Annotated in this window: 23 protein-coding genes and 1 pseudogene; 15 read left to right on the top strand and 9 right to left on the bottom strand. The window is 62.2% G+C overall.

What is annotated here, in order from left to right:
• Positions 1-13: 13 nt before the first annotated feature.
• From argB to ACCO56_RS00265, 3 genes are read left to right on the top strand one after another with little or no spacing between them, the layout of a single operon-like run.
• Positions 14-910: an acetylglutamate kinase gene (argB, locus tag ACCO56_RS00275; RefSeq protein ID WP_433636519.1), complete on the top strand. Its 897-nt coding sequence runs from the start codon at positions 14-16 to the stop codon at positions 908-910.
• A 9-nt stretch (positions 911-919) separates the two neighbouring features.
• Positions 920-1,171, top strand: coding sequence for a DUF4160 domain-containing protein (locus ACCO56_RS00270; RefSeq protein ID WP_433636517.1), 252 nt, complete (start codon positions 920-922; stop codon positions 1,169-1,171).
• A complete protein-coding gene (locus ACCO56_RS00265; protein WP_433636516.1) occupies positions 1,146-1,406 on the top strand; it encodes a DUF2442 domain-containing protein in 261 nt (86 codons plus the stop codon). Before ACCO56_RS00270 ends, ACCO56_RS00265 begins: the two co-directional genes overlap by 26 nt.
• Before the next feature lie 115 nt (positions 1,407-1,521).
• On the opposite strand, the gene ACCO56_RS00260 is transcribed toward ACCO56_RS00265, so the two are convergent.
• On the bottom strand, positions 1,522-2,223 hold the full coding sequence (locus ACCO56_RS00260) for a TetR/AcrR family transcriptional regulator (protein WP_433636514.1): 702 nt from the start codon (positions 2,221-2,223) through the stop codon (positions 1,522-1,524).
• Between the two features lie 144 nt (positions 2,224-2,367).
• Here ACCO56_RS00260 and ACCO56_RS00255 point away from each other — a divergent pair, with 144 nt between their 5' ends.
• Genes ACCO56_RS00255 through ACCO56_RS00245 form a run of 3 tightly spaced genes read left to right on the top strand, consistent with a single transcriptional unit; the run spans position 2,368 to position 6,903 of the window.
• Entirely contained in the window at positions 2,368-2,607 is a 240-nt protein-coding gene (locus ACCO56_RS00255) for a hypothetical protein (protein ID WP_433636513.1), read from the top strand.
• On the top strand, positions 2,601-5,750 hold the full coding sequence (locus ACCO56_RS00250) for an efflux RND transporter permease subunit (RefSeq protein ID WP_433636510.1): 3,150 nt from the start codon (positions 2,601-2,603) through the stop codon (positions 5,748-5,750). Before ACCO56_RS00255 ends, ACCO56_RS00250 begins: the two co-directional genes overlap by 7 nt.
• 13 nt (positions 5,751-5,763) lie before the next feature.
• The gene (locus ACCO56_RS00245) at positions 5,764-6,903 is read left to right on the top strand and encodes an efflux RND transporter periplasmic adaptor subunit (protein ID WP_433636509.1); all 1,140 of its coding nucleotides are present in this window, start codon (positions 5,764-5,766) and stop codon (positions 6,901-6,903) included.
• A gap of 193 nt (positions 6,904-7,096) precedes the next feature.
• Here ACCO56_RS00245 and ACCO56_RS00240 read toward each other — a convergent pair whose 3' ends face one another.
• The gene (locus ACCO56_RS00240; protein ID WP_433636507.1) at positions 7,097-8,785 is read right to left on the bottom strand and encodes an arylsulfatase; all 1,689 of its coding nucleotides are present in this window, start codon (positions 8,783-8,785) and stop codon (positions 7,097-7,099) included.
• A gap of 367 nt (positions 8,786-9,152) precedes the next feature.
• Complete coding sequence (locus ACCO56_RS00235) at positions 9,153-9,629, bottom strand: Lrp/AsnC family transcriptional regulator (protein WP_433636505.1); 477 nt, start codon at positions 9,627-9,629, stop codon at positions 9,153-9,155.
• A gap of 136 nt (positions 9,630-9,765) precedes the next feature.
• Here ACCO56_RS00235 and phhA point away from each other — a divergent pair, with 136 nt between their 5' ends.
• Positions 9,766-10,599, top strand: coding sequence for a phenylalanine 4-monooxygenase (phhA, locus tag ACCO56_RS00230; protein ID WP_433636503.1), 834 nt, complete (start codon positions 9,766-9,768; stop codon positions 10,597-10,599).
• A 200-nt stretch (positions 10,600-10,799) separates the two neighbouring features.
• On the opposite strand, the gene ACCO56_RS00225 is transcribed toward phhA, so the two are convergent.
• Positions 10,800-11,282, bottom strand: coding sequence for a MarR family winged helix-turn-helix transcriptional regulator (locus ACCO56_RS00225; RefSeq protein ID WP_433636501.1), 483 nt, complete (start codon positions 11,280-11,282; stop codon positions 10,800-10,802).
• 82 nt (positions 11,283-11,364) lie between these two features.
• Here ACCO56_RS00225 and ACCO56_RS00220 point away from each other — a divergent pair, with 82 nt between their 5' ends.
• A complete protein-coding gene (locus tag ACCO56_RS00220) occupies positions 11,365-11,514 on the top strand; it encodes a hypothetical protein (RefSeq protein ID WP_433636499.1) in 150 nt (49 codons plus the stop codon).
• Positions 11,511-12,719: an FAD-dependent oxidoreductase gene (locus tag ACCO56_RS00215; protein ID WP_433636497.1), complete on the top strand. Its 1,209-nt coding sequence runs from the start codon at positions 11,511-11,513 to the stop codon at positions 12,717-12,719. The genes ACCO56_RS00220 and ACCO56_RS00215 overlap by 4 nt, the downstream gene beginning before the upstream one ends.
• Positions 12,720-12,725: 6 nt before the next feature.
• Here ACCO56_RS00215 and ACCO56_RS00210 read toward each other — a convergent pair whose 3' ends face one another.
• On the bottom strand, positions 12,726-14,162 hold the full coding sequence (locus ACCO56_RS00210) for a GMC oxidoreductase (RefSeq protein WP_433636495.1): 1,437 nt from the start codon (positions 14,160-14,162) through the stop codon (positions 12,726-12,728).
• Entirely contained in the window at positions 14,159-14,338 is a 180-nt protein-coding gene (locus ACCO56_RS00205; protein WP_433636493.1) for a hypothetical protein, read from the bottom strand. Before ACCO56_RS00205 ends, ACCO56_RS00210 begins: the two co-directional genes overlap by 4 nt.
• 254 nt (positions 14,339-14,592) lie before the next feature.
• Here ACCO56_RS00205 and ACCO56_RS00200 point away from each other — a divergent pair, with 254 nt between their 5' ends.
• The 3 genes from ACCO56_RS00200 (at position 14,593) to ACCO56_RS00190 (ending at position 16,087) form a co-directional block, all read left to right on the top strand.
• Positions 14,593-14,985: a hypothetical protein gene (locus ACCO56_RS00200; protein ID WP_433636491.1), complete on the top strand. Its 393-nt coding sequence runs from the start codon at positions 14,593-14,595 to the stop codon at positions 14,983-14,985.
• 102 nt (positions 14,986-15,087) lie between these two features.
• The gene (locus ACCO56_RS00195; protein ID WP_433636489.1) at positions 15,088-15,219 is read left to right on the top strand and encodes a hypothetical protein; all 132 of its coding nucleotides are present in this window, start codon (positions 15,088-15,090) and stop codon (positions 15,217-15,219) included.
• Between the two features lie 160 nt (positions 15,220-15,379).
• On the top strand, positions 15,380-16,087 hold the full coding sequence (locus tag ACCO56_RS00190; RefSeq protein ID WP_433636487.1) for a pyrimidine 5'-nucleotidase: 708 nt from the start codon (positions 15,380-15,382) through the stop codon (positions 16,085-16,087).
• Positions 16,088-16,136: 49 nt separating this feature from the next.
• Here ACCO56_RS00190 and ACCO56_RS00185 read toward each other — a convergent pair whose 3' ends face one another.
• The gene (locus tag ACCO56_RS00185) at positions 16,137-16,667 is read right to left on the bottom strand and encodes a copper chaperone PCu(A)C (RefSeq protein WP_433636485.1); all 531 of its coding nucleotides are present in this window, start codon (positions 16,665-16,667) and stop codon (positions 16,137-16,139) included.
• A 122-nt stretch (positions 16,668-16,789) separates the two neighbouring features.
• Entirely contained in the window at positions 16,790-17,629 is an 840-nt protein-coding gene (locus ACCO56_RS00180; protein WP_433638265.1) for an LOG family protein, read from the bottom strand.
• A 156-nt stretch (positions 17,630-17,785) separates the two neighbouring features.
• Between ACCO56_RS00180 and dapD the strand changes: the two genes are divergently transcribed.
• Complete coding sequence (dapD, locus tag ACCO56_RS00175; protein ID WP_433636483.1) at positions 17,786-18,640, top strand: 2,3,4,5-tetrahydropyridine-2,6-dicarboxylate N-succinyltransferase; 855 nt, start codon at positions 17,786-17,788, stop codon at positions 18,638-18,640.
• 133 nt (positions 18,641-18,773) lie between these two features.
• A complete protein-coding gene (locus ACCO56_RS00170; RefSeq protein ID WP_433636481.1) occupies positions 18,774-19,157 on the top strand; it encodes a DUF805 domain-containing protein in 384 nt (127 codons plus the stop codon).
• Positions 19,158-19,216: 59 nt separating this feature from the next.
• Here the strand turns inward: ACCO56_RS00170 and ACCO56_RS00165 are convergent.
• Positions 19,217-20,194 (bottom strand): annotated as a pseudogene (locus tag ACCO56_RS00165) (2-dehydropantoate 2-reductase); the annotation flags it as partial.
• Between the two features lie 150 nt (positions 20,195-20,344).
• Here ACCO56_RS00165 and dapE point away from each other — a divergent pair.
• Positions 20,345-21,532: a succinyl-diaminopimelate desuccinylase gene (dapE, locus tag ACCO56_RS00160; protein ID WP_433636479.1), complete on the top strand. Its 1,188-nt coding sequence runs from the start codon at positions 20,345-20,347 to the stop codon at positions 21,530-21,532.
• Positions 21,533-21,534 lie beyond the last annotated feature (2 nt).

The following is a 21,534-nucleotide window of genomic DNA, read 5'->3' as shown; positions in this document are numbered from 1 at the left end:
CCGCGAGGCCCTCATGACGACGGATACCGCCGAAACCGCCGCAGCGCAGGCAAGCCTGCTTTCGGCCGCCCTGCCCTACATGCAACGTTACGAGAACAAAACGGTCGTGGTGAAATATGGCGGTCACGCCATGGGGGACATCGCGCTGGGCAGGGCTTTCGCGCGCGATATCGCTCTGCTCAAGCAGTCGGGCGTCAATCCGATCGTCGTACATGGCGGTGGCCCGCAGATCGGCGCGATGCTCTCCAAGATGGGGATCGAATCGAAGTTCGAGGGCGGCCTGCGCGTCACCGACCAGAAGACGGTCGAGATCGTCGAAATGGTGCTTGCAGGCTCGATCAACAAGGAGATCGTGGCCCTGATCAATGCCGAGGGCGAATGGGCGATCGGGCTCTGCGGCAAGGACGGAAACATGGTCTTCGCCGAGAAGGCGAAGAAGACCATGATCGACCCCGACAGCAACATCGAGCGCATCCTCGACCTGGGCTTCGTCGGGGAGCCGGTCGAGGTCGACCGCAAGCTGCTCGACCTGCTTGCCCGCTCGGAGGTGATCCCGGTGATCGCACCCGTGGCGCCGGGCCGTGACGGCCACACCTACAACATCAACGCCGACACCTTCGCCGGCGCCATCGCCGGGGCGCTGGGCGCTTCACGCCTGCTGTTCCTGACCGACGTGCCGGGCGTTCTCGACAAGGACAAGAAGCTGATCGACGAACTGACCGTGGCCGAGGCGAAGGCCCTGATCAGGGATGGAACCATCTCCGGCGGCATGATCCCCAAGGTCGAGACCTGCATCGAGGCGATAGAGCGTGGCGTCGAGGGCGTCGTTATCCTCAACGGCAAGACGCCGCATGCTGTCCTGCTGGAACTCTTCACCGAACACGGCGCCGGCACCCTGATCGTGCCGTGATGCTTGCCCATGCCGGTCGTCTTTCGGCACAAAGGCTTTCGGTTCTTCTTTTACTCGAACGAGGGAGATCCAAGAGAGCCACCGCATATCCATGTCTTGAGAGACGGTGTGGACGCCAAATTTTGGCTTTGGCCCGAGGTAGTGGTCGCATACAATGACGGCTTCAGCGCCAAAACATTGCGCGAATTGTCGGAGATCATAAAGAACCGCCGACAGATGATTATGGATACCTGGAATGAGTTCTTTGGTGAAAGCCACTAAAGTCTGGTTCGATGCAGACAGCCTGTGGGTGCAACTGTCCGATGGACGCACCCTGAGCGCCCCCCTGGCCTGGTTTCCGAAACTGCTGCAGGCGAGCGTCGCGCAGCGCAATGAAGTTATCATCAGCACTCGCGGCCTTCATTGGGAAGAACTGGATGAAGATATCTCAGTCCAAGGCCTGCTCGCTGGCCGGGGTGACCGGATACAGCCCAAATCCAAAAGCAACGCCGCTTAGGAACTGACAATCTAAAGCAGGTCGCGCGAATTGGTACTCGCCCAACATGCTTTAGCTGTTATTTTTGTGCATGTCGTTTTGCCCAAAACCGCTGCACACTTTTGGGCGACATGCATTAATCTCGCGAACCGCGGCTCCGTTCCGCGAACGCCCGGATTGCCCCTTCGGCGATCTGCGTAAAGCTCGTGCTGGGACCTTCCGTCCCGCATGCCCTGAGATTGGCGCGGGCGCCGTCGACAAGCAGGATCAGCGTGTTGGCAAGCAGCTCTGCATCGGCGATGCCTGCCCTTCGGCACAGATCGGTGAGCCGTTCTCTTTGCAGCCGCTCGAATTCCTGGATCACCGCGCGCGCGGGATGATCCCCGTCGGCCAGTTGGAACGCCACGCTGGCCATCTCGCAATTGCAGTCCCGGATTTCCAGCTTGTCGGCCGCCAGCCGCGCCCAATCCTTGAGCTGCGCCATCGGGTCGCCAGGGTAGGCAGCCTCTAGAGTTCCCCAGAAACCCTCCGCCTCTTGGGCCGCCTGCTTCAGGCAGGCGGCGACCAGATCGTCCTTCGAGCCGAAGTGGCGATAGAGCGTCATCTTGTTGCTGTCCGCGGCATCGACGATCGCATCGACGCCGATGCCGTTGATGCCATGTTTGCGGAACAGGTCGCGCGCGGCGCCGATGATGCGCTCGCGCGGTTTGAGGGTCGTACACATGTCCGTCATCGCGATTACCGCAGCCAAAAAATCCGTCCGGGCACCTTGACAAATGTTACCGATCAGTAACAAGTATGCGTTACTGACAAGTAACACCCTTGCGCGCCAAGTCAAGCCCGATGCGGCAACCTATCGGTCACCTCACGTCTGGGGACAAGGAAAAACGCGAGCGTCCCAGAGGGATCGCTCCGTTGCGCAGGAAGGACATGGAAGCACGGCGAAGGACGATCGTCCCCCGTCGATGAAAGGAGAAAAGTCATGACACCGCCCACCGTACATCCGATCGATCGCATTCTCGCCGATCCCATGATCCGGGCCGTCATGAAAGCCGACGGCATCGAGATCGCCGAGATGAAGAGCCTGCTCTGCAATGTCAGGCGACGCCTCACGGCATCGCCCATCATCGACGACGGCGGATTGGCCAATGCAGACGGCTACGGCGCGCTCGCGGCGGCAAGTACCGGCCGGCTCGGTCAGGGAACCAGCAGATCATGGTAGATTTCTTCATCCGGCGGCCGATCTTCGCGTCGGCCATCGCCATTATCATGACGCTGGCAGGGGGCATCTGTTATTTCCTTCTGCCGGTGGCGCAGTTTCCGGATGTCGCGCCGCCGCAGATCGTGGTGAGCGCCAACTATCCCGGCGCCAGCGCGCAGGTGGTCGCCGACACGGTGACCACCCCGCTCGAACAGCAGATCAACGGCGTACCGGGCATGCTCTATATGTCCTCGACGAGTTCCAACGACGGCTCGGCGCGCATCATCGTCTCCTTCGAGGTGGGCTATCCCCTCGACACCGCCGCCATGGACGTTCAGAACCGCGTCTCCCAGGCGGCGCCGATGCTGCCGGCGCTGGTCAACCAGAGCGGCGTGACGGTCACCAAGCAGAACCCGAATTTCGTGGTGATGGTGAGCCTGGATTCGCCCGACGGGTCGGTCGACCCGGTCACGCTCAGCAACTACGCCTATCTCCAGATCCTGGATCCCTTGAAGCGCCTGCCGGGCGTCGGCGAGGTGCAGATGTTCGGCGAGCGCCGCTACTCCATGCGCGTCTGGCTCGACCCCGATCGCATGGCCGCTCTCGGCATCACTGCCGTCGACGTCCAGAACGTGATCGCCGAGCAGAACATCCAGGTGGCAGCCGGCAAGATCGGGCAATCGCCCGCTCCCGCCGGAACAGCCTTCGAAATGCAGGTGAACGCGAGAGGCCGGCTGAGCGACCCCGCCCAATTCGGCGAAATCGTGGTCCGCACCGGCAAGGAAGACGGTTCGATCGTGCGGCTGCGCGACGTGGCGCGCATCGAGCTCGGCGCCTTGCAGTATTCATCGTCGACCGATTTCAACGGCAGCCAATCGATCGTGCTGGCGGTGTTCCAGTCGCCCGGCTCCAACGCGCTCGAGCTGCAGGCCCAGGTCAATGCCAAGATGGGGGAGCTCGCCAAGCGTTTTCCCAAAGGCATCGCCTATCACACCTATTACGACACGACCCGCTTCGTCTCTGCCTCAATGCATGACGTGCTGGTCACGCTGGTCGAGGCGCTGGTGCTCGTCGTCGCGGTCGTCTTCATCTTCCTGCAGAGCTGGCGCACCACGATCATCCCGGTCATCGCGATCCCCGTTTCCCTGGTGGCCACGCTAGGGGTCATGTATCTGCTCGGCTTCTCGCTCAACATGCTGAGCCTGCTCGGCATGGTGCTGGCCATCGGCCTCGTGGTCGACGACGCCATCGTCGTGGTGGAGAATGTCGAGCGGCAGCTCGAAGAAGGTCTGCCGCCGCTCGCCGCCGCGCGCAAGGCCATGCAGGAAGTGACCGGCCCGATCATCGCCACAACGGCCGTTCTGATGGCCGTGTTCGTCCCTGTCGCCTTCATTCCCGGCGTTGCCGGCAGGCTGTACAACCAGTTCGCCCTCACCGTCGCCATCTCCTTCGGCATTTCCGCGCTCGTTTCGCTCACCTTGACGCCCGCACTGAGTGCCGCCTTCCTGCGCCATCGCGGCGCGCCGACCTTCGCTCCGTTCCGCTGGTTCAATACCGGCTTCAACCGGCTGTCGGACGCCTATGCGGGCGGCGTCGGCACGCTGATCCGCTGGCGCTGGGCATTGCTCGGGCTGTTCGCGCTGGCGATGGGCGGTACCTGGATGCTGTCGCAGCGCATCCCCGCCACCTTCCTGCCCGTTGAAGACCAGGGCTATTTCTTCGTCGTCATCCAGCTTCCCGACGGCGCTTCGCTGGAACGCACGGAGGCGGTGGCGAGGAAATCACGTGAAATCCTCCAAAACACCCCAGGCGTAGACGTGGTCGGGTCGGTCAACGGTTTCAACTTCCTGACTTTCGCCAACCAGTCGAGCGCGGCCGCGCAGTTCGCCATCCTGAAGCCCTGGGATGAACGCGGTCCCGGCCTGCGTGCCTCCGACATCGTCGCGCAGGTCCGGCCGCAGCTCATGCAGATACCGGACGCGATGGTGCTCGCCTTCGATCCACCCTCCATCCAGGGGCTGGGCACGACCGGTGGCTTCGAGTTCCAGGTTCAAGATCTCAGCGCCCGCGGCAGCATGGCGCTCGACGAGGCCACGCAGGCGCTGATCGCGGAAGCGCGCAAGCAGCCCGAGATCGATCCGATGCAGCTCTTCTCGACCTTCAGCACGTCGACGCCGCAATTCGACTACGATCTCGACCGCAACAAGGCCAAGCTCCTGGGCCTCAATCTACCCGACGTGTTCAGCACGCTGCAGATCTTCCTGGGCTCGCTCTACGTCAACGACTTCAACCTGTTCGGCAGGACCTTCCGCGTGACGCTGCAGGCCGATCCTGGAGCGCGCGCATCAGCGAACGACATCTCGCGGCTTTCCGTCCGCAACGCATCCGGAGAGATGGTGCCCTTGAACACGATCGGCACGCTGAAACCGATCGTCGGACCGGAGACCGTGACACACTACAACAATTACGGCTCGGCCCTGATCAATGGCGCGGCTGCGTCGGGCTTCAGCTCCGGACAGGCGGTCGCGGCCATGGAACGCGCCGCCGCCACGGCGCTGCCGCGGGACTTCGGCTTCGAATGGACCGGGATCACCTACCAGGAGATCCGCGCCGGCTCCGTGGCGCTGATCGTCTTCGCTCTCGCGATCGTGTTCTGCTTCCTCATCCTGTCGGCCCAGTACGAAAGCTGGTCCATGCCCTTCATGGTCCTGCTTTCGGTGCCCCTCGCCCTTCTCGGCGCCATCGCCGCGTTGTGGATCCGCGGCATGCAGATCGACGTTTATTCGCAGATCGGCTTCGTCATGCTGATCGGGCTCGCGGCGAAGAACGCGATCCTGCTCGTCGAGTTCGCCAAGCGCCGGCGTGAGGAAGGCTTGAGCATCGTCGCGGCCGCCCAGGAAGCCGCACGGCTGCGTCTGCGTCCGATCCTGATGACGGCCTTCGCCTTCATCCTCGGGGTCGTGCCGCTGCTCAACGCGTCCGGCGCGGGTGCGGCCAGCCGGCAGTCGATCGGCACCACCGTGTTCGGCGGCATGCTCGCGGCGACGGTGCTGACCTTGATCTTCGTGCCGGTGTTTTACGCGACCATCGAGAAGTGGCGCGAACGCCGGCCTCTCCGGGCGGCCGATCACGTCGCCGATGTCCATCCCCAGGCGGCAGAATAACAGGAATTGACATATGCGTATCTGGAAGAGCTTTTTCGGCGCCGCCGCCATCTTGGCCGTGCTTGGAGCCGGCACCTATTTTGGGCTTCGTGACGGGCCGAGCAAGGCGGGAGCCGCTACCCCGCCCGCCGCGCAGGCAATGCCCGTGCCGGTGACCAGGGTCGTCAAGCAGACCATCCCGATCTACCTGGAATATTCGGCGCGCACGGAGGCGATCCGCAACGTCACGCTTCAGGCCAAGGTTTCCGGCTATTTGCAGGAACAGGGGGCGCCCGATGGGGTCGACGTCAAAGCGGGCGATCTCCTCTACCGCATCGACCCGCGCGACTACGAGGTCGCGCTCGACCAGGCAAAGGCGCAGTTCGAGCGTGACAGCGCTTCGCTAGAATATCTGCGCAGCAACCGCGACCGTGGCAACGAACTCGCCACCAGCGGTTATCTGGCCAAGGATAGCTTCGACCTGCGCAACTCCACGGTTCGTCAGGCCGAAGCCGCCCTCGCCATGTCCCGGGCCGCTGTCCGCGCCGCGGAGATCAATCTCGCCTATACGGAGATCCGCGCCCCCTTCGACGGCCGGCTCGGGCGCAATCTCGCCCCCAAGGGCACGCTGGTCGGCGCGGCCGGCACTGCTCTCAACGACCTCGTGCAACTCTCCCCGATCTATGTGACCTTCAATCCGAGCGAGACCGAAATGGTCGATATCGTGAAAGCACGCGCCGCCGGAAAGCTCGAGGCCGAGGTGTTCCTGCCTGGGCAGACAGAGCCCAGTCACCGCGGCGAGGTGACCTTCGTGGACAATTCTGTGCAAGGCAACACCGGCACCATCGTGGCGCGGGCGACGATCGAGAATGCCGACCGATCACTGCTGCCGGGCCAGTATGTGCGTGTCCGTCTGCTGATCCGCGAACAGCCGAACGCGCTGCTCGCGCCCGTCGCGGCGATCGGATCGAGCCAACTCGGCAAATATGTCTATGTGGTCGGCAAGGGCGACATCGTGGAGCAGCGCCTCGTCTCCCTCGGCCCCTCTGTCGGGAACTTCGTGGCGCTCTCCTCCGGCGTGTCCGAGAGCGACCAGGTGATCAGCGGCAATCTGCAGAAGATCTTCCCCGGCGCGCCCATCGCCCCCATCGCCGAGGCCAGGGCGCAGCAATAGCAGCAACTTGGCCTCGCCCCGGAACAGGATTTGCCGTCCGGGGCACGCGTGCTCCACAGCGCTCCCTTGGTGCCACTGTTCTTGCTGCCGTTCAGAAGGGACTTCACATTTACCGAAGTGCCGCCTTTATTCGGCTGCCCCTCCGAGAACGGGCAGCGCGAGTGAAAAGCGCTGCCCGCAATGAGTTAGGTCGTCAGTTACCCGGTTTGTTTCTGATGGCTTGATCGATTTGTTTCTTGACTGCGTCCAGATTGAACGATGCGGGATCCTGCATCGGTGGATAGTCCATCGCCGTGGCCGCCAGTTTTGCGACCTCTTGCTGAACGCTGACAAACCGCCAGAACTCGCGGGCATAGAAGTCGTTCATGTAACCGCCGCCCAGATCATTGAGGTTTTGGCCACCAATTGAGGGCGTCCGCTCGAACGGATCCTGGCGAATATTGATCATGGTGGGCATGTCCGTCGTCACTTTTGCGCCGGGCCAACCCTGCGGCTGTTGATAGAACTGGAACTTGAAGTCGCCAATGCGCACGGCACCCAGCTGGGGTCCACCGAAATAGAAGAACTCCTGACGTGCAGATGGCCCCTTCCCTTGCAGCAAGTCCATCTGGTTATAGCCGTCGAGATGGTTCTTGTAGGTTACATCGCCCAGCTCCACTCCCTTCAGGAGCTGATCGGTGATGTCGGGGTTGCCGGCAGCCGCCAGGAGGGTGGGAAACCAATCGAGGGCGGAGAAGACACCGTTCTCGACGGTGCCCGCCTTGACCTTGCCGGGCCAGCGAATGATTGCAGGTGCACGAAAGCCGCCTTCAAAGACGGTACCCTTGGTGCCCTTGAACGGAGTCATGCCGCCATCGGGCCAAGTGAATACTTCCGCGCCGTTGTCAGTCGTGAAAACTACGATCGTGTTGTTCGCATCCCCTGAGTCTTCCACGCATTTCAGAAGCGCCCCCACGCTATCATCCAGCTGCGCCATGCCGGCTTCCTCGAGACCGTAATTGGTGGAGCTGTTCATCATGGCCTGGTATTTGGGCCCGAGGAACGTCCAGACGTGCATGCGTGTTGTGTTGTGCCAAACAAAGAACGGCTTTCCGTCCGTCTTGGCCTTGTCCATGAAGTCGCATGAGGACTTGACCAGCACTTCGTCAAAAGTGGTCATGTCATACTTGGCCTTGGGGGTGATGTCGTGCATGTTCGGGACGTTCGACATATCCGGATAGGGAGCCAGCGGGCCTTCATCCACGATCCGCTGCTTGCCGATCTTGCCCCAGCGCGGTTGCACGGTCGCGTCGTCCGTAGCAGTGGCGTAACTATGCAGCAGATTTCGAGGGCCGACCTTGTCTCGATAAGATTGATCGTCGGGGAACGAATACCAGTATGGATCCGACATCGCGTCGAGGTGATAGAGATAACCGAAGAACTCGTCGAACCCGTGCAATGTGGGCAGATATTTGTTCAAGTCGCCGAGATGGTTCTTGCCGAATTGCCCGGTCGAATAGCCTTGATCCTTGAGGGCAGCGGCTATGGTGGCCGCCTTTTCGGGCATCCCAACGTCCGCCCCGGCCTGTCCCACTGTCGTCAATCCCGTCCGTAAAGGTATCTCGCCGGTGATGAAGCTCGCTCGGCCAGCGGTGCAGCTTGCCTCCGCGTAATAGTCCGTGAACATCATGCCTTCGGAAGCAAGCTTGTCGAGATTGGGCGTCTTCCCGGACATCATGCCGCGATGATAGGCGCCTATGTTGAACCAGCCGACATCATCGCCCATGATGACCAGGATGTTTGGCTTGGCCTGGTCTTGAGCGTGGATTGCCGAGGTGCTGGAAAGAAGACTGGCGCCGCAGGCGAGGGCCGCGCCAACACAGTTTCTGGCGAACGTCTTCATTTCTTTCTCCTCCGTTTATTTCAGCAATTTCCCGTTGAGCGGTCTCTCGATGGACAATCTGGCTGCATGTCTCGACAACAACGCCGGGTCGCTAGCCAAAAGTCTCGTGGCCATAGGCCAGGCACAAAAAAAGAGACCACCAGTTAATAAATTTAGGATAAATTACAATTACGCGATATTGTCCTTTAGATAATTTCACTTTGAAAAAACTTATCGCGCACGGATACAGGAAAATAGCACAAACTTATACTTTGGCGAGTCGATCTATTTTATATCTTTACCGCCGCCCCCTACGCGGGACGACGTTGCCGGAGCCGCAGGCGCCATTCAGTGAGCCGGCAACGTCAGAGCTGGTCGACTTGCTCGCCTACCGACGCAAATGCGCCAGCGGGGTGCGGCCCGGTCCCTTGATGTTCTGGAGCACAAGCTGGGTGTGCACGTCGCGAACGCCGGGAAAGCGCATGAGTCGGTGCATGACGAAATCGTTGAGATCATCGACCGAGCGCACCATGACGTGCAGCAGAAAGTCGTAGTCGCCGGTCATCGTCCAGCAGGACGACACTTCGTCCATGCGTTCCACGGCCGCAATGAACCGTTCGGGTGACCCATCGCTGTGGCTGACCAGCCGCACTTGGATGAAGACCTCCACCATGAGGCCGACGGCCCGCCGGCTGATCTGCGCCTGGAACCCCTTGATGATGCCCTTTTCCCGCAACGCCTCGAAGCGGCGGGCGCAAGGCGTCGCCGACAGGCCGATCTCTTCGGCCAGTTCCGAGACAGGTTTGCGCCCTTCGCCCTGCAGGATCTCCAGCATCCTGATCTCGAATTCATCCAGCCGAGACATATTCTCTCCCCTCGCAAGGACTTTGAGTGAAATCTACTCCATTTACGGTCATTCCACGAGGATAAAGGCGGAATTCACTAAGCCAACCGGCCTAGACTTTCGTCAGATCGGTTTTCCCTGCGAATGGAGGTTCGTCATGGAGATCAGCGTTCAGGAATACGCCCGCCAATGCGCCGCCCAGGGCCTGCGCGGCGATTATCTGGCTTGTCGGCCGGACTTCACGGTGCGGCAGGAATATGACTACGACGAAGCCCAGCAGGAGGTCTGGCGCCTGCTCTGCGACCGTCAAACACGGCTGACGCGACGCCTCGCCCATCGCTCCTATCTCGACGGGGTCGAGACGCTAGGGCTGCTCGAACGCATACCTGATTTCGACGAGGTCAGCGCCAAACTGCGGAAACTGACAGGCTGGGAGATCGTCGCGGTGCCCGGGCTCATCCCCAATGCTCCGTTCTTCGATCATCTCGCCAACCGGCGCTTCCCCGTCACCAACTGGCTGCGCAAGCGTGAGGAGCTCGACTACATCGTCGAGCCCGACATGTTCCATGATTTCTTCGGCCACGTCCCCGCGCTCACCCAGCCAGCCTTCGCCGATTTCATGCAGATGTATGGCGACAAGGCCGCCGGCATCGTCGATCTCGGCGGCGAGGAGATGATGGGCCGGCTCTACTGGTACACGGCCGAATTCGCTCTGATGCAGGAGCCTGGACAGCCGCTGAAGGCCTTCGGCGCCGGGCTGATGTCGTCCTTCAGCGAATTGCAGTTTGCTGTCGAGAGTCCCGACGCCCACCGCGTGCCGTTCGACATCGAGACGGTGATGCGGACGGGCTATGAGATCGACAAGTTCCAGCGCGCCTATTTCGTGCTTCCATCTTTCGACGCCCTGCGCGACGGGTTCCAGACTGCCGATCTCGCGGGCATCGTCAGGCGATGGAAGGACGAGCCGGCGCTCGACCCGTCCACAGTCTGATCGCGGCTCGCATCTTCGCCGTCCATCGTCGCGGCGAGATGCTTTTTTGAACGCAAACGCCCGTCGAGGAAAGTCAGCGCTGCATGTTCGGCCAGGATGCGTGGATGGCAGGGCGAAGCTTGCCTTGTCGCCATGACAAGGGATGTAGCCACAATAGCCGCCACATGATTGGACCTGGCTGCGTGATGCTCCCCGCCGACTCACACCTTGCCGTTCTTCAGCGCTGCGAGATGCTTTTCCTGTAGTGCGAGCGCGCCCTCCAGGAAGCGCAGCACTGTCTGCAGCTCGGGCTCGGAAAAGGTCGCAAGGAAGCGCGCGCCCTCCTCGGCAATAGGCTGATAATAACGCCCGGTCAGCGAGGCCGCGGCATCCGTGATCTCCACCATCACCTTGCGTCGATCTTCGACGCTGCGCGTGCGCTTGAGCAGACCACGCCCCTCGAGCCGGTCGATCAGCGACGTCACCGCGGCGGGCGTCAGACCAATGGCGGCAGCGATCGCGCCGGCGGACTGTTGTCCTCCATGCAGAAACGCCAGGCAGCGCCGCTCGGCTGCGTTGAGTTCCAGCCTTTCTCCGACCGCTTCGTCATAGGTCTGCGTGGCATCCTGCCACCGCATTACGGCCCCGCCAATCGCAATGACGAGATCGCCGCCCGCGGGGATTGACGAATTTGTTTCGATCATCTAAATATCAATCTATCGTAACTTATGTTGGTCGCACGAATATGAACCTTCGCTGCGACTGAAGCAAGCATCGGGAATGGCCATGCAATACGACAGCGAACCGTTCGAAGTCCCGGGAGATTGGGGCAGCGAGGATTGGGACGACCGGGAATCACTCGCCAGCCTCGCGCCGACGCGGGTTCTCGGGATCGCCGCGCTGCTGGGCGTCAGGATTTTGGAGATACTGCCATGACGGCTTCGACTGCGAACATACCTATCGCCATCATCGGAGCGGGTATAGCCGGCCTCACGCTGGCCATTCGCCTCCGGCAGGCCGGCTATGCGGTCAAGATCTTCGAGGCGCGCTCCGAAGAGGTCGGCAGCGAAGGAGCGTTCCTCACGCTCGCCCCCAACGGCATAAACGCGCTGAAGGCTCTTGGCCTTGCCGAACGCATCTCGGCGCGAGGCATACAGACCTTGGGCATCGAAATGCTCAATGCATCCGGCAAACGGCTGGCATTGATCGACGAGCGCAAGCTGCAACACGAGTCAGCGGCCGCGAGCATAACGCTTCCCCGCTCCGCCCTTCTCGAGGAGCTCCTCATGGCGGCCAAGGCAGCCGGCGCCGAAATATGTTTCGGTCACGCCTTGACCGATCTGGAGCGGGAGGGAGCCTGCGTCGTGCTCCGCTTCGCCAATGGAGTGGCGGTGCGTGCGGCCTGGGTAGCCGGCTGCGACGGCGTCTGGTCCAAGACACGTCGGCTTGCTTTTCCCGATGCGCCTCCGCCCACCTATACCGGCCTGACCGGCACGGGCGGCTTCATCGACCTGCCGGCCGTAGCGCCGACCGATGGCTTCATGCGAATGGTCTTTGGCGAGCATGCCTTCTTCGGCTATATCAAAGCGGAACAAGGTCCGGTGTTCTGGTTCGATTCCTTCCCGCTCGCCGAACACGACGCCATGGCCCGCCCAGATCCCAGAGCACTGGCGGCATTCACCCGACGGCTCCACGCCGGCGATCCCGAGCCTGTCGGCGAGATTGCCGCGAACATCACCCATGTTCCTCGTGCTTATCCTATCTATGACATGGCGCATCTGCCGCGTTGGCACGATGGGCAAATCGTGCTCGCCGGGGAAGCCGCGCACGCCGTCTCGCCTCACGCCGGCCAGGGGGCATCGATGGCGATCGAGGATGTCGTCGTGCTGGCCGCCTGTGTGACCCACCATTCGACACGCCCGGCAGCTTTCGCCGCCTATCAGGAGCTTCGGCGCGAGCGGGCCGAGCATGTCGTCAAGATCAGCCGGCAACGCGGTACACAGAAACAGGCGAAAGGCCGTTTCGCCTTGCTTCTGCGCGACCTCATCTTGCCCTGGGTCATACCGTTCGGCGCGCGCACAGCGCATTCGGTCATGCGCTATCGTGCCGATCACGCGCCGCTCGTGAAGCCGGGCCTCTGACGCGGGTCAGGCGACGACCCGTGTCAAGTGATCGCCCAATCTGACGGCAAGTGCCGTGATGGTGGTCGTCGGCGTGCACTGGCCCCCTGTGGCAAAGACCGAGGAACCGGCGACATAGAGGTTCTCCATGCCATGCACCTTGCAGTCGCGGTCGACGACCCCGTTCGCCGGATCGTCGCTCATCCGCGTGCCGCCCATATGATGGTTGCCGGCAAGCTCCATGCCGTCGGGATAGGGGCTGCCGTCCAGGACCCAGTCGCTGATCCGCAGGCGACCGAGATTGCTTCGCGCCATGTTCTCCCCGAACAGCCGCAGACCTTCCACCAAGGTACGCCGATCGAGCTCGTTCTTCTTCCAATGGAGTTCGAGGCGCGGCACCCCGGCGGCATCCCTGTCCGTCTTCGACAAGACGATCCTGTTCTCTGGGTCAGGCGCCTGCTCCCAGGCGACATGGACGCGGGAGCTGCATTGCAGGCGCAGATCGAGCTGGGAAGAAACCCACTCGGTAAAATCAGGAGCGTAGCAGGCAAGCTCAGCGATGTGCCGCTTCATGCCGTGATAGGGCATGGTCTCGATCTGGACATGGAAATTCAGGATGCCCCGCGCCGCCATGGCCTCCGGAGACGGGCAGAGGAATGCCTCGCCGTCGCGGTCCCATGCGATGGCGCCGGGATCGGTGATCAGGGCATCACCGCCCCAGTACATCGGATGCTCCATCCAGTAGCGGCCGAGTGCGGCATAGTTCGGCACGACGCCGCCATTCGACTGTTCGTTTGACCACAAGAGAAGTCGGGAATTCTCGAGCCCGCCGGTGGCGACGACGAAGTAATCGAGCGCGATTTCGCCGGCAGGCGCCCCGTTCGACCACAAACGCGCCGATGTCGCCACGCGGCCGTTGCCGATCAGCCGCTCGACTTCGGTGTTGAGCACGACGGCGACATAAGGATTCGTGGAGAGCTCGTTCCTGAACTTCTCGCCGAACTGCACGTGATCGCTCTTGATCATCTCGAACCAGCGGAAATCCGCACTCACCGGTGTGTCGGGCCGGAACGGCGCGATGTCCAATATCTCATAGGTCTCCGGCAGGAATGGCTCGATATCGGCACGACGGATCGGCCAGCCTGTATGCGGCACGTAGTCCTTGGGCGTGAAATCGTAATCCTCGAGCACCCGGCACCAGCCGGCCCAATGATTCGACGATCCCCCGAGGAATCGCAGGCGCGTGACGTCCAGGTCGAAATAGGGATCGCCGATCACCCTGCCCTTATAAAAATCCTGCGACTCTTCGGAAAACTCGTCGGACCCGGCCTCGAAGAGGACGCTCGGAATGCGTGCCTGGGCAAGCTTGTGAGCGATGGTGATCCCGGCCGGGCCGGCTCCAACGATACCGACGCGCGGCTGGAAAGCTGCCGCCTTGAACGCCGCGAAATTATCGAAGATCACGAGAGGTCACTCCGGCGCAGGATCCAACCGTTTATCTCAACGATGTCCTCGGACTGCCCTTCATTCTCCGTCTGGACGGGCGGCCCGGAGCGCAAGGTAAGCAGGAACGGCAAGGCCAGAAAGGCCTGCAGCAGGTTGCGGCGGCCAGTGCCGCGAATGTGGAACTTTTCGGTCATGTGTTACCCCAAAGGCATATTGCTTCAGCCGATGCCCTCACCAGCCATGCGGGACCATGGCAAAGAGCCTTGAAAGCCGTCTTTCTCCGATCGGTAAAACTTGAAGTATCGCTATCCGGCAGGCGCGTTTGCGCCCGCAACCGGACATGGTACAAGCCCCGCCAATGAGCTTGAAACACGCCATGACACGTCGCCCCGGAAAGAGTCGGGGCCGGAATGTATCGCCGTCACAATTTTGGCGGCGGCGTAGCCCGATGCCATCGGCGGACAAGCAGGCGTTCAAAAGCGCGCACTCCTGGTCGGCGCTCGCCTGTTTCCTGTTTCTCCTGGCCAAAGCACTGGCTGTCGTTCCCGCGGTTCCGTCCTTGCCTTCCAAGCAAGGCGCCGTCGCCCTGCGCTGGCAGGACCAGAAGCCGACGCGGGAGGCCGAAGCAGCTGCCGAGAGCCGTCGCGTCTATCTGGCCTCCAGTCGGACACGCAGCCCGGTCGATGCCGGGAGTGGCCAGGACCTGGTCCTGCCGACGCGCCCGCTCCTCGTTTCGCTCACCGAAGGAGGTGAGCGCCGAACTCTCGGGTCAGTCTCGGTTTCATCGCCTTTTGTCCCATCCGGCTTCCGCGCCCGGGCACCGCCGCCGGCCATAGGCTGAATCCCCTCTTTCTCGAAATCCTAGAAGCGCCTGGCTTGCGGCCGGGTGATGACGTCGTTTTTCGGGCCCGCGACGCGGCGCCTGAGCAAAAGGAGTCCTGCTATGGACAATATTGACAAAGCAAGGAAACAGCCCGACACCGAGCCGGTCGTCAGTTCAGCCAGATGGGGCTGGGTCGTGTTCGTGGTTTTGACGGCTGCGATCCTCGCGATTGCCTATTTCCTCAAGCCGTAACGCGGTCAAGGAGTGAAAGCGCCGCGCCCTGCTCTTGTCTGAGCCGCATTGTGCAACGCCAAGTGGCTCCACCTGGCTGTAAACGCTCGATCGCGGGGCGCGGCAATCAACACCTTCGAGCGAGGCTTCCCTTGCCATCGTTTCGTGTCATAAGAGCATCATGATCGCTCTTCCGGATCCCGCTCGCTTCGCCCATGTCACCGATTGGGTGTTCGACCTCGACAACACGCTCTATCCCCATCATTCGAACCTGTTCTCGCAGATCGACGTGAAGATGACGGCCTATGTGTCGGAACTTCTCAACATGTCGCGCGAGGAAGCCCGCAAGCTCCAGAAGGAGCTCTATCTCGAATATGGCACCACGCTGAACGGGCTGATGGCGCGCCACGGCATCGATCCGGACGATTTTCTCGAGAAGGTCCACGACATCGACTATTCGTGGCTGGTGCCGAACCCGGCGCTCGGCGAAGCGATCAGAACGCTGCCCGGGCGCAAATTCATCTTCACCAATGGCGACCGTGGCCATGCCGAACGAACCGCGCGCCAGCTCGGGATACTCGGCCACTTCGACGACATCTTCGACATCGTGGCAGCGGGCCTGACGCCGAAGCCCGCCCGCGCGACTTATGACCGTTTCGTCGATCTTTACAGGGTGGTCGGTCCCAACGCCGTGATGTTCGAGGACCTCGCCCGCAACCTGTCCGTGCCCAAGGCGCTCGGCATGACCACGGTCCTCATCGTGCCGAACAATTTCGAGCCTACCTTCTCGGAAATCTGGGAACGCGATCCCGGTTACGACGATGACGTGGACTTCGTGACTGACGACCTCTCGGCCTTCCTTCAAACCATCGTCAAGGCGCGGACATGAATAAGCCGTGCGTCTCTTTCGAGGCACTAGCGAAGCGGGCCTCGAAAGACTAGTGCGCCATGCCGTGACCGGAATGGTCCATGCCCTGGCCTGCGTCTTCACCGGGCTTGCGCACCGGCAGGCTCACATCCACCTTGCCGGCCTTCTCGAATTCCAGGCTGAGCGGCACAGCGCCGCCGTCCTTGAACGGCTCCGAAACCTTCATGAACATCAGATGGAGGCCGCCAGGCTTTAGCGCGACAGCGGCACCGGCAGGAATCTCAAGACCGCCTTCGACGGGCCGCATCGTCATGACGTCGTTCACGACCTTCATGTCGTGGACTTCGACCTTGCCGGCCGAAGGCGAGGATGCGCCTACCAGCCGGTCGGCCTCGTCGCCCTCGTTGACGATCGTCAGGAAGCCTCCGCCGGCCGGCTGGCCCGGCAGCATTGCCCGCGCCCACGCACCGGAGATCTCGATATTGCCGACCGTCACGGACGCGGTTTCCTCCGCCCCCGCCTTTCCCGAAAACGCGGAATAGATGGCGATGATCGTCAGCAGCACTGCTGCGGCGAAAGGCAGGGAAAGTCGGCGGGTCATCTGTCCTCCTGCATCAGAGAGCGTCGTGCAGGAAGAGCTATGGCCCTCTTGTGTCAGTTTCCAGACAGACGCCCTGCGTCATGCGCGCACAGCGACCGATCGAAGCGGTTCGTAAAGAATTGCTATAGCCTGTAAAAACGGCTGATGATGTCCCACGCCTCCTCGGCCGTTTCGACATAATCGATGATGTCCTGGTCGCCGGGCGAAATGGTGCCTTGCTCGGCCAGGAAATCGAGGTCGAAGGCGCGTTCCCAGAACTTGCGGCCGAAGAGAATTACCGGAACGCGCTCCATTCGCCCCGTCTGGATCAGTGTCAGCGTCTCAAAGAACTCGTCCAGTGTCCCAAAACCGCCGGGGAATACCGCGACCGCCTTGGCGCGCATGACGAAATGCATCTTGCGGATCGCGAAATAGTGGAAGTTGAAGCACAGTTCCGGTGTCACATAGGCATTCGGCGCCTGCTCGTGCGGCAAGACTATATTGAGGCCGATCGACGGGGCGCCGACATCGTTCGCTCCGCGGTTGCCCGCCTCCATGACGCCCGGCCCGCCACCCGTCACCACGACATATTCGCGATAATAGGAGGTGGCCGATTGCTCCGAGCAGAGCCGCGCGAACTTGCGGGCCTCCTCGTAGTATTTGCTGTTTTCCTCCAGGTTGCGCTTCTGCGTCTCGGTCTTGGCGGCCCAGGCATTGCCTCCGGGTTCCGGCAGGCGAGCCCCGCCGAACATGACGACGGTCGAGCGTATGCCACGCTCGGCGAGCAACATTTCGGGTTTCAGCAGTTCGAGCTGCAGGCGAACGGCGCGCAACTCGCGCCGGGTCATGAAATCCTCGTCGTTCCAGGCAAGCCGGTAGGTCGGCGACAGGGTCTGCGGGGTGGACGGCGTCTTGCGCGCCCGTTCGAGGTCTTCGTCCGAATGCGGGAGCGGGGTCCACCCCGTCTTTTCCATCGGATTCATATCAGCAACGATCCACTTCTGTGTCTCGGCGCCGTTCGGCGGCGCCGTCATGATTGACCGTCAATCAGGCATGACATAGGGTCCGCGCCGATTTGGGGCCAACTGTTTCAGAAACCTATGCCCCAGCCCTTAACGTCGCGTCAAATGGAGCCCCTCATGCCGAAGCCGGACCTCGCCAGCCTCGAGAAGACGATCGACAAGGCTTTCGAGGAGCGCGATAGCGTTTCGACATCGACGCGCGGCGAAGTCCGCGAGGCTGTCGAGACCTCGCTCGATCTGCTCGACCGGGGTGAAGCCCGTGTCGCCGTGCGGCAGGGCGACGGCCAGTGGCATGTCAATCAATGGCTGAAGAAGGCGGTGCTGCTTTCGTTCCGGCTGGCGCCGATGGAAGTGATCGCAGGCGGTCCCGGCCAGTCGGTCTGGTGGGACAAGGTTCCGTCCAAGTTCGACCGCTGGGGCGCGGTCGATTTCGAGAAGGCCGGCTTCCGCGCCGTGCCGAATTGCGTCGTCCGCCGCTCGGCCTATGTCGCGCCGGGCGCCGTCCTGATGCCGTCCTTCATCAATCTCGGCGCTTATGTCGACGCCGGCACGATGGTCGACACCTGGGCGACGGTCGGCTCCTGTGCGCAGATCGGCAAGAACGTCCATCTTTCGGGCGGCGTCGGCATCGGCGGCGTGCTCGAGCCCATGCAGGCCGGCCCCACCATCATCGAGGATAATTGCTTCATCGGCGCGCGCTCCGAAGTGGTCGAAGGCTGCATCGTGCGGGAAGGTTCGGTGCTCGGCATGGGCGTCTTCATCGGCAAGTCGACCAAGATCGTCGACCGCTCCACCGGCGAAATCTCCTATGGAGAAGTCCCCCCCTATTCCGTGGTCGTGGCCGGCACCATGCCCGGCAAGCCGCTGCCAAATGGCGAACCCGGCCCGAGCCTCTATTGCGCCGTCATCGTCAAGCGGGTCGACGAGAAGACCCGGTCGAAGACGTCGATCAACGAACTCCTCAGGGACTAAAGCATGTCGCGCGAATCGGTATTCGCCCAACATGCTTTGGCCGTTGTTTTTATGCATGTCGTTTGCCCAAAACCCCGGCACACTTTTGGGCGACATGCATTAGCAACCCAGGACCGCGGAACGGACCAGCTCCTTGCCTGATTCATCCCAACTCGTATGGCTGTTCTTCAGCGTATCTGGCCGCGTCAGCCGCGCGGCCTATTTTCTGGCGGGCCTTCTGCTCGCCATTGTTCCGGCCTTCTTCCTCTACCGCTTGATGCTTGTTTCGGACGGAACCACCCTTCCGCAAGGCGAAGGCCAGATGTGGGCATTCGCCTTCTGGGCCGCCTTCCTGGTGTCGATCTGGTCAAATGTGGCACTCGGCATCAAACGCCTTCACGATTTCGGCCAGCCCGGCATCTTCGCCGCCTCGCTCTTCATCCCGGTCGTTTCGATCGTGGCCTTCGTCGTGCTCTGTTTTTTTCCCGGTGATCCAGGTCCAAACAAATACGGGCCGCGGACCAACGCGCCCGGCTGAGACCGGTACGCCGGGGCCCGCCGGACGCTTTCCGGCGAAAGACGGGGTGAGCCCCTGCTCTCTTTCTCGGCTTCGCGGACAAGCTCCAAGATCCGGCGCGACAGGGGAGCGTCGCTACCTGTCTGCTCGGCAAGGCGGACGATCGTGCCCTGGAACTCATCGATCTCGGTTTTCCGGCGCCGGTCGAAGTCTTCCCACATCGAAGAGCGAGCGGCTGGATCGACCGCCAGCATGCGTCGGGCCAGCCATTTGAAGAGAATGTCCGGCAAGCGCAGGATAGCAGGCAATGCGCCCGGCCTCGGCCCGCCCGCGCTTGCAGGCATCACTCCCGCCCTGCGCATCACCGCCAGCGCTTCCGCGATCTGGTCGGCGAGGATCAGCCGCCAGCGCCGATCAGCAAGCTGCTCCGCAAGCGGAAGGCCGGAAAGCGCGTTGAGCGCATTGTTGAGATTGAACAGTAGCTTGCCCCATAGCACTGCTTCCATGTCGCCGCTCTCCTCGAAGGGAGCTCCTTGGACGTCCAGGAATTCGGTCAGGCCGGGCAATCCGGCCTGAACGAGGCATTGGCCTGACGTGGTGCGACGGAATGTCGGCGCCCGATCTCCGCCGAGAGATTGGACCACGTTGAACGGAACCATGCCGGCCAGCACGGTCCGCTCCTTCCCCAGCGTCGAGCGCAACGTGCCGGCATTGCGCACCCCGTTCTGAAGACTCACGACAATGGCATCCGGCGGAGCATGCGCCGCGATCAGCTGCGCCATCTCCTCCGTCGCGCCACTCTTTACCGTAACCAGGACGATCCGCGCTTCGGCGAAGGCTACGGCTGGTTCGTCCGTCAGCGCGACTGCCTCCGGAGCAAGCAAACGCTCCTTGCCATCGAGGTCGACGATTCCCAGGCTCCGGGCGCGGATCGCATCGGCTATTCGCGGCCGTGCGAGAAAGGCGACATTGCGACCGGCGAGTGCTAGGCAGCCGCCGATATAGCAGCCGATGCTGCCAGCGCCCGCGATTGCGACAGACGTACCCTTTGGGAACATGTTTTTCGACCGTCTTCCCCTACGGCATCACCGCATGCGGCGGCGATGCCGTCAATACCGCCCCCCTAGGCAGGTTTGCGTGACTTCATGCACGCTGGACCATGGTCCCGAGCGTGACAGGCCTGGCCGATTCGACTATCCATCCCAGCCATGAGTCTGCCCATCGATCCCGCCGCCAATCTCGCGACATTGATCCGCTGCCCGTCGGTCACGCCGGCCGATGGCGGCGCGCTCGCGGCATTGGAGGCGATGCTGGAGCCGTTGGGTTTCGGCGTCGAAAGGCCGGTCTTTTCCGAAGACGGCACGCCTGACATCCAGAATCTCTATGCGCGCCTTTCCGGCAACGGGCCGCATCTTATGTTCGCCGGCCATACCGACGTCGTGCCGGTCGGCGACGAAGCGGCCTGGACGCATCCGCCTTTCGCCGCGGCGGTCGCCAATGGCGAGATGTATGGCCGGGGTGCCGTCGACATGAAGGGCGGCATCGCCTGTTTCCTCGCGGCCGTCGCGCGGCACGTCGAGCGCCATGGCCCGCCGAAGGGCTCGATCTCCCTCCTGATTACAGGCGACGAGGAAGGACCGGCAATCAACGGCACGACGAAGCTTGTCGACTGGGCCGCGGCGAAAGGCGAGACATGGGATGCGGCGATCGTCGGCGAACCGACCAATCCGGAAGCCCTCGGCGACATGATCAAGATCGGCCGGCGCGGATCGATCTCCGGGCAGATCACGGTCCATGGACGCCAGGGCCATGCCGCTTATCCGCATCTCGCCGACAATCCCGTGCGCGGCATTGTCACCCTGGTCGAGGCGCTGCTCACGCCGGGTTTCGATGAAGGCACCAAGGATTTCCAGCCGACAAACCTCGAAGTCACCTCGATCGATGTCGGAAATCCCGCGACCAATGTCATTCCGGCCAAGGCGACCGCCGCCTTCAACATCCGCTTCAACGACAGCTGGACAGCCGAAAGCCTCCATGCCGAGATCCACAACAGGCTTGACCGGGCCGCGCGCCGCGGCAAGCTCCGGCCAGGCCGGGCAGAGCCGATCGACTACGAGCTCGTCTGGCGCGACCGGCCGAGCCATGTATTCCTTACGCGCGACGAGAAGCTGATCGCCACGCTGTCGGGATCGGTGGAGGCGGTCGTCGGCCGAAAGCCTGCCCTCTCCACCTCCGGCGGCACCTCCGACGCGCGCTTCATCAAGGATTATTGTCCGGTCGTCGAGTTCGGCCTCGTCGGCAAGACGATGCATATGGTCGATGAGCGGGTAGCGCTCGCCGATCTCGAACTGCTGACCCAAATCTATCAGCGGTTTCTCGTTGATTGGTTCGAATAGCG

The sequence above is a fragment of the Mesorhizobium sp. 1B3 genome (genome assembly GCF_050958605.1).
Classification (GTDB): domain Bacteria; phylum Pseudomonadota; class Alphaproteobacteria; order Rhizobiales; family Rhizobiaceae.
The sequence above is the reverse complement of the archived record's forward strand: the minus strand, read 5'-3'. Positions and strand labels throughout refer to the sequence as shown.

Excerpts from the sequence above, each read along its gene's own strand:
- argB (WP_433636519.1), top strand. The coding sequence starts at position 14 with ATGACGACGGATACCGCCGAAACCGCCGCAGCGCAGGCAAGCCTGCTT.
- ACCO56_RS00270 (WP_433636517.1), top strand. The coding sequence starts at position 920 with ATGCCGGTCGTCTTTCGGCACAAAGGCTTTCGGTTCTTCTTTTACTCG.
- ACCO56_RS00265 (WP_433636516.1), top strand. The coding sequence starts at position 1,146 with ATGAGTTCTTTGGTGAAAGCCACTAAAGTCTGGTTCGATGCAGACAGC.
- ACCO56_RS00255 (WP_433636513.1), top strand. The coding sequence starts at position 2,368 with ATGACACCGCCCACCGTACATCCGATCGATCGCATTCTCGCCGATCCC.
- ACCO56_RS00250 (WP_433636510.1), top strand. The coding sequence starts at position 2,601 with ATGGTAGATTTCTTCATCCGGCGGCCGATCTTCGCGTCGGCCATCGCC.
- ACCO56_RS00245 (WP_433636509.1), top strand. The coding sequence starts at position 5,764 with ATGCGTATCTGGAAGAGCTTTTTCGGCGCCGCCGCCATCTTGGCCGTG.
- ACCO56_RS00240 (WP_433636507.1), bottom strand. The coding sequence starts at position 8,785 with ATGAAGACGTTCGCCAGAAACTGTGTTGGCGCGGCCCTCGCCTGCGGC.
- ACCO56_RS00235 (WP_433636505.1), bottom strand. The coding sequence starts at position 9,629 with ATGTCTCGGCTGGATGAATTCGAGATCAGGATGCTGGAGATCCTGCAG.
- phhA (WP_433636503.1), top strand. The coding sequence starts at position 9,766 with ATGGAGATCAGCGTTCAGGAATACGCCCGCCAATGCGCCGCCCAGGGC.
- ACCO56_RS00225 (WP_433636501.1), bottom strand. The coding sequence starts at position 11,282 with ATGATCGAAACAAATTCGTCAATCCCCGCGGGCGGCGATCTCGTCATT.
- ACCO56_RS00220 (WP_433636499.1), top strand. The coding sequence starts at position 11,365 with ATGCAATACGACAGCGAACCGTTCGAAGTCCCGGGAGATTGGGGCAGC.
- ACCO56_RS00215 (WP_433636497.1), top strand. The coding sequence starts at position 11,511 with ATGACGGCTTCGACTGCGAACATACCTATCGCCATCATCGGAGCGGGT.
- ACCO56_RS00205 (WP_433636493.1), bottom strand. The coding sequence starts at position 14,338 with ATGACCGAAAAGTTCCACATTCGCGGCACTGGCCGCCGCAACCTGCTG.
- ACCO56_RS00200 (WP_433636491.1), top strand. The coding sequence starts at position 14,593 with ATGCCATCGGCGGACAAGCAGGCGTTCAAAAGCGCGCACTCCTGGTCG.
- ACCO56_RS00195 (WP_433636489.1), top strand. The coding sequence starts at position 15,088 with ATGGACAATATTGACAAAGCAAGGAAACAGCCCGACACCGAGCCGGTC.
- ACCO56_RS00190 (WP_433636487.1), top strand. The coding sequence starts at position 15,380 with ATGATCGCTCTTCCGGATCCCGCTCGCTTCGCCCATGTCACCGATTGG.
- ACCO56_RS00185 (WP_433636485.1), bottom strand. The coding sequence starts at position 16,667 with ATGACCCGCCGACTTTCCCTGCCTTTCGCCGCAGCAGTGCTGCTGACG.
- ACCO56_RS00180 (WP_433638265.1), bottom strand. The coding sequence starts at position 17,629 with ATGAATCCGATGGAAAAGACGGGGTGGACCCCGCTCCCGCATTCGGAC.
- dapD (WP_433636483.1), top strand. The coding sequence starts at position 17,786 with ATGCCGAAGCCGGACCTCGCCAGCCTCGAGAAGACGATCGACAAGGCT.
- dapE (WP_433636479.1), top strand. The coding sequence starts at position 20,345 with ATGAGTCTGCCCATCGATCCCGCCGCCAATCTCGCGACATTGATCCGC.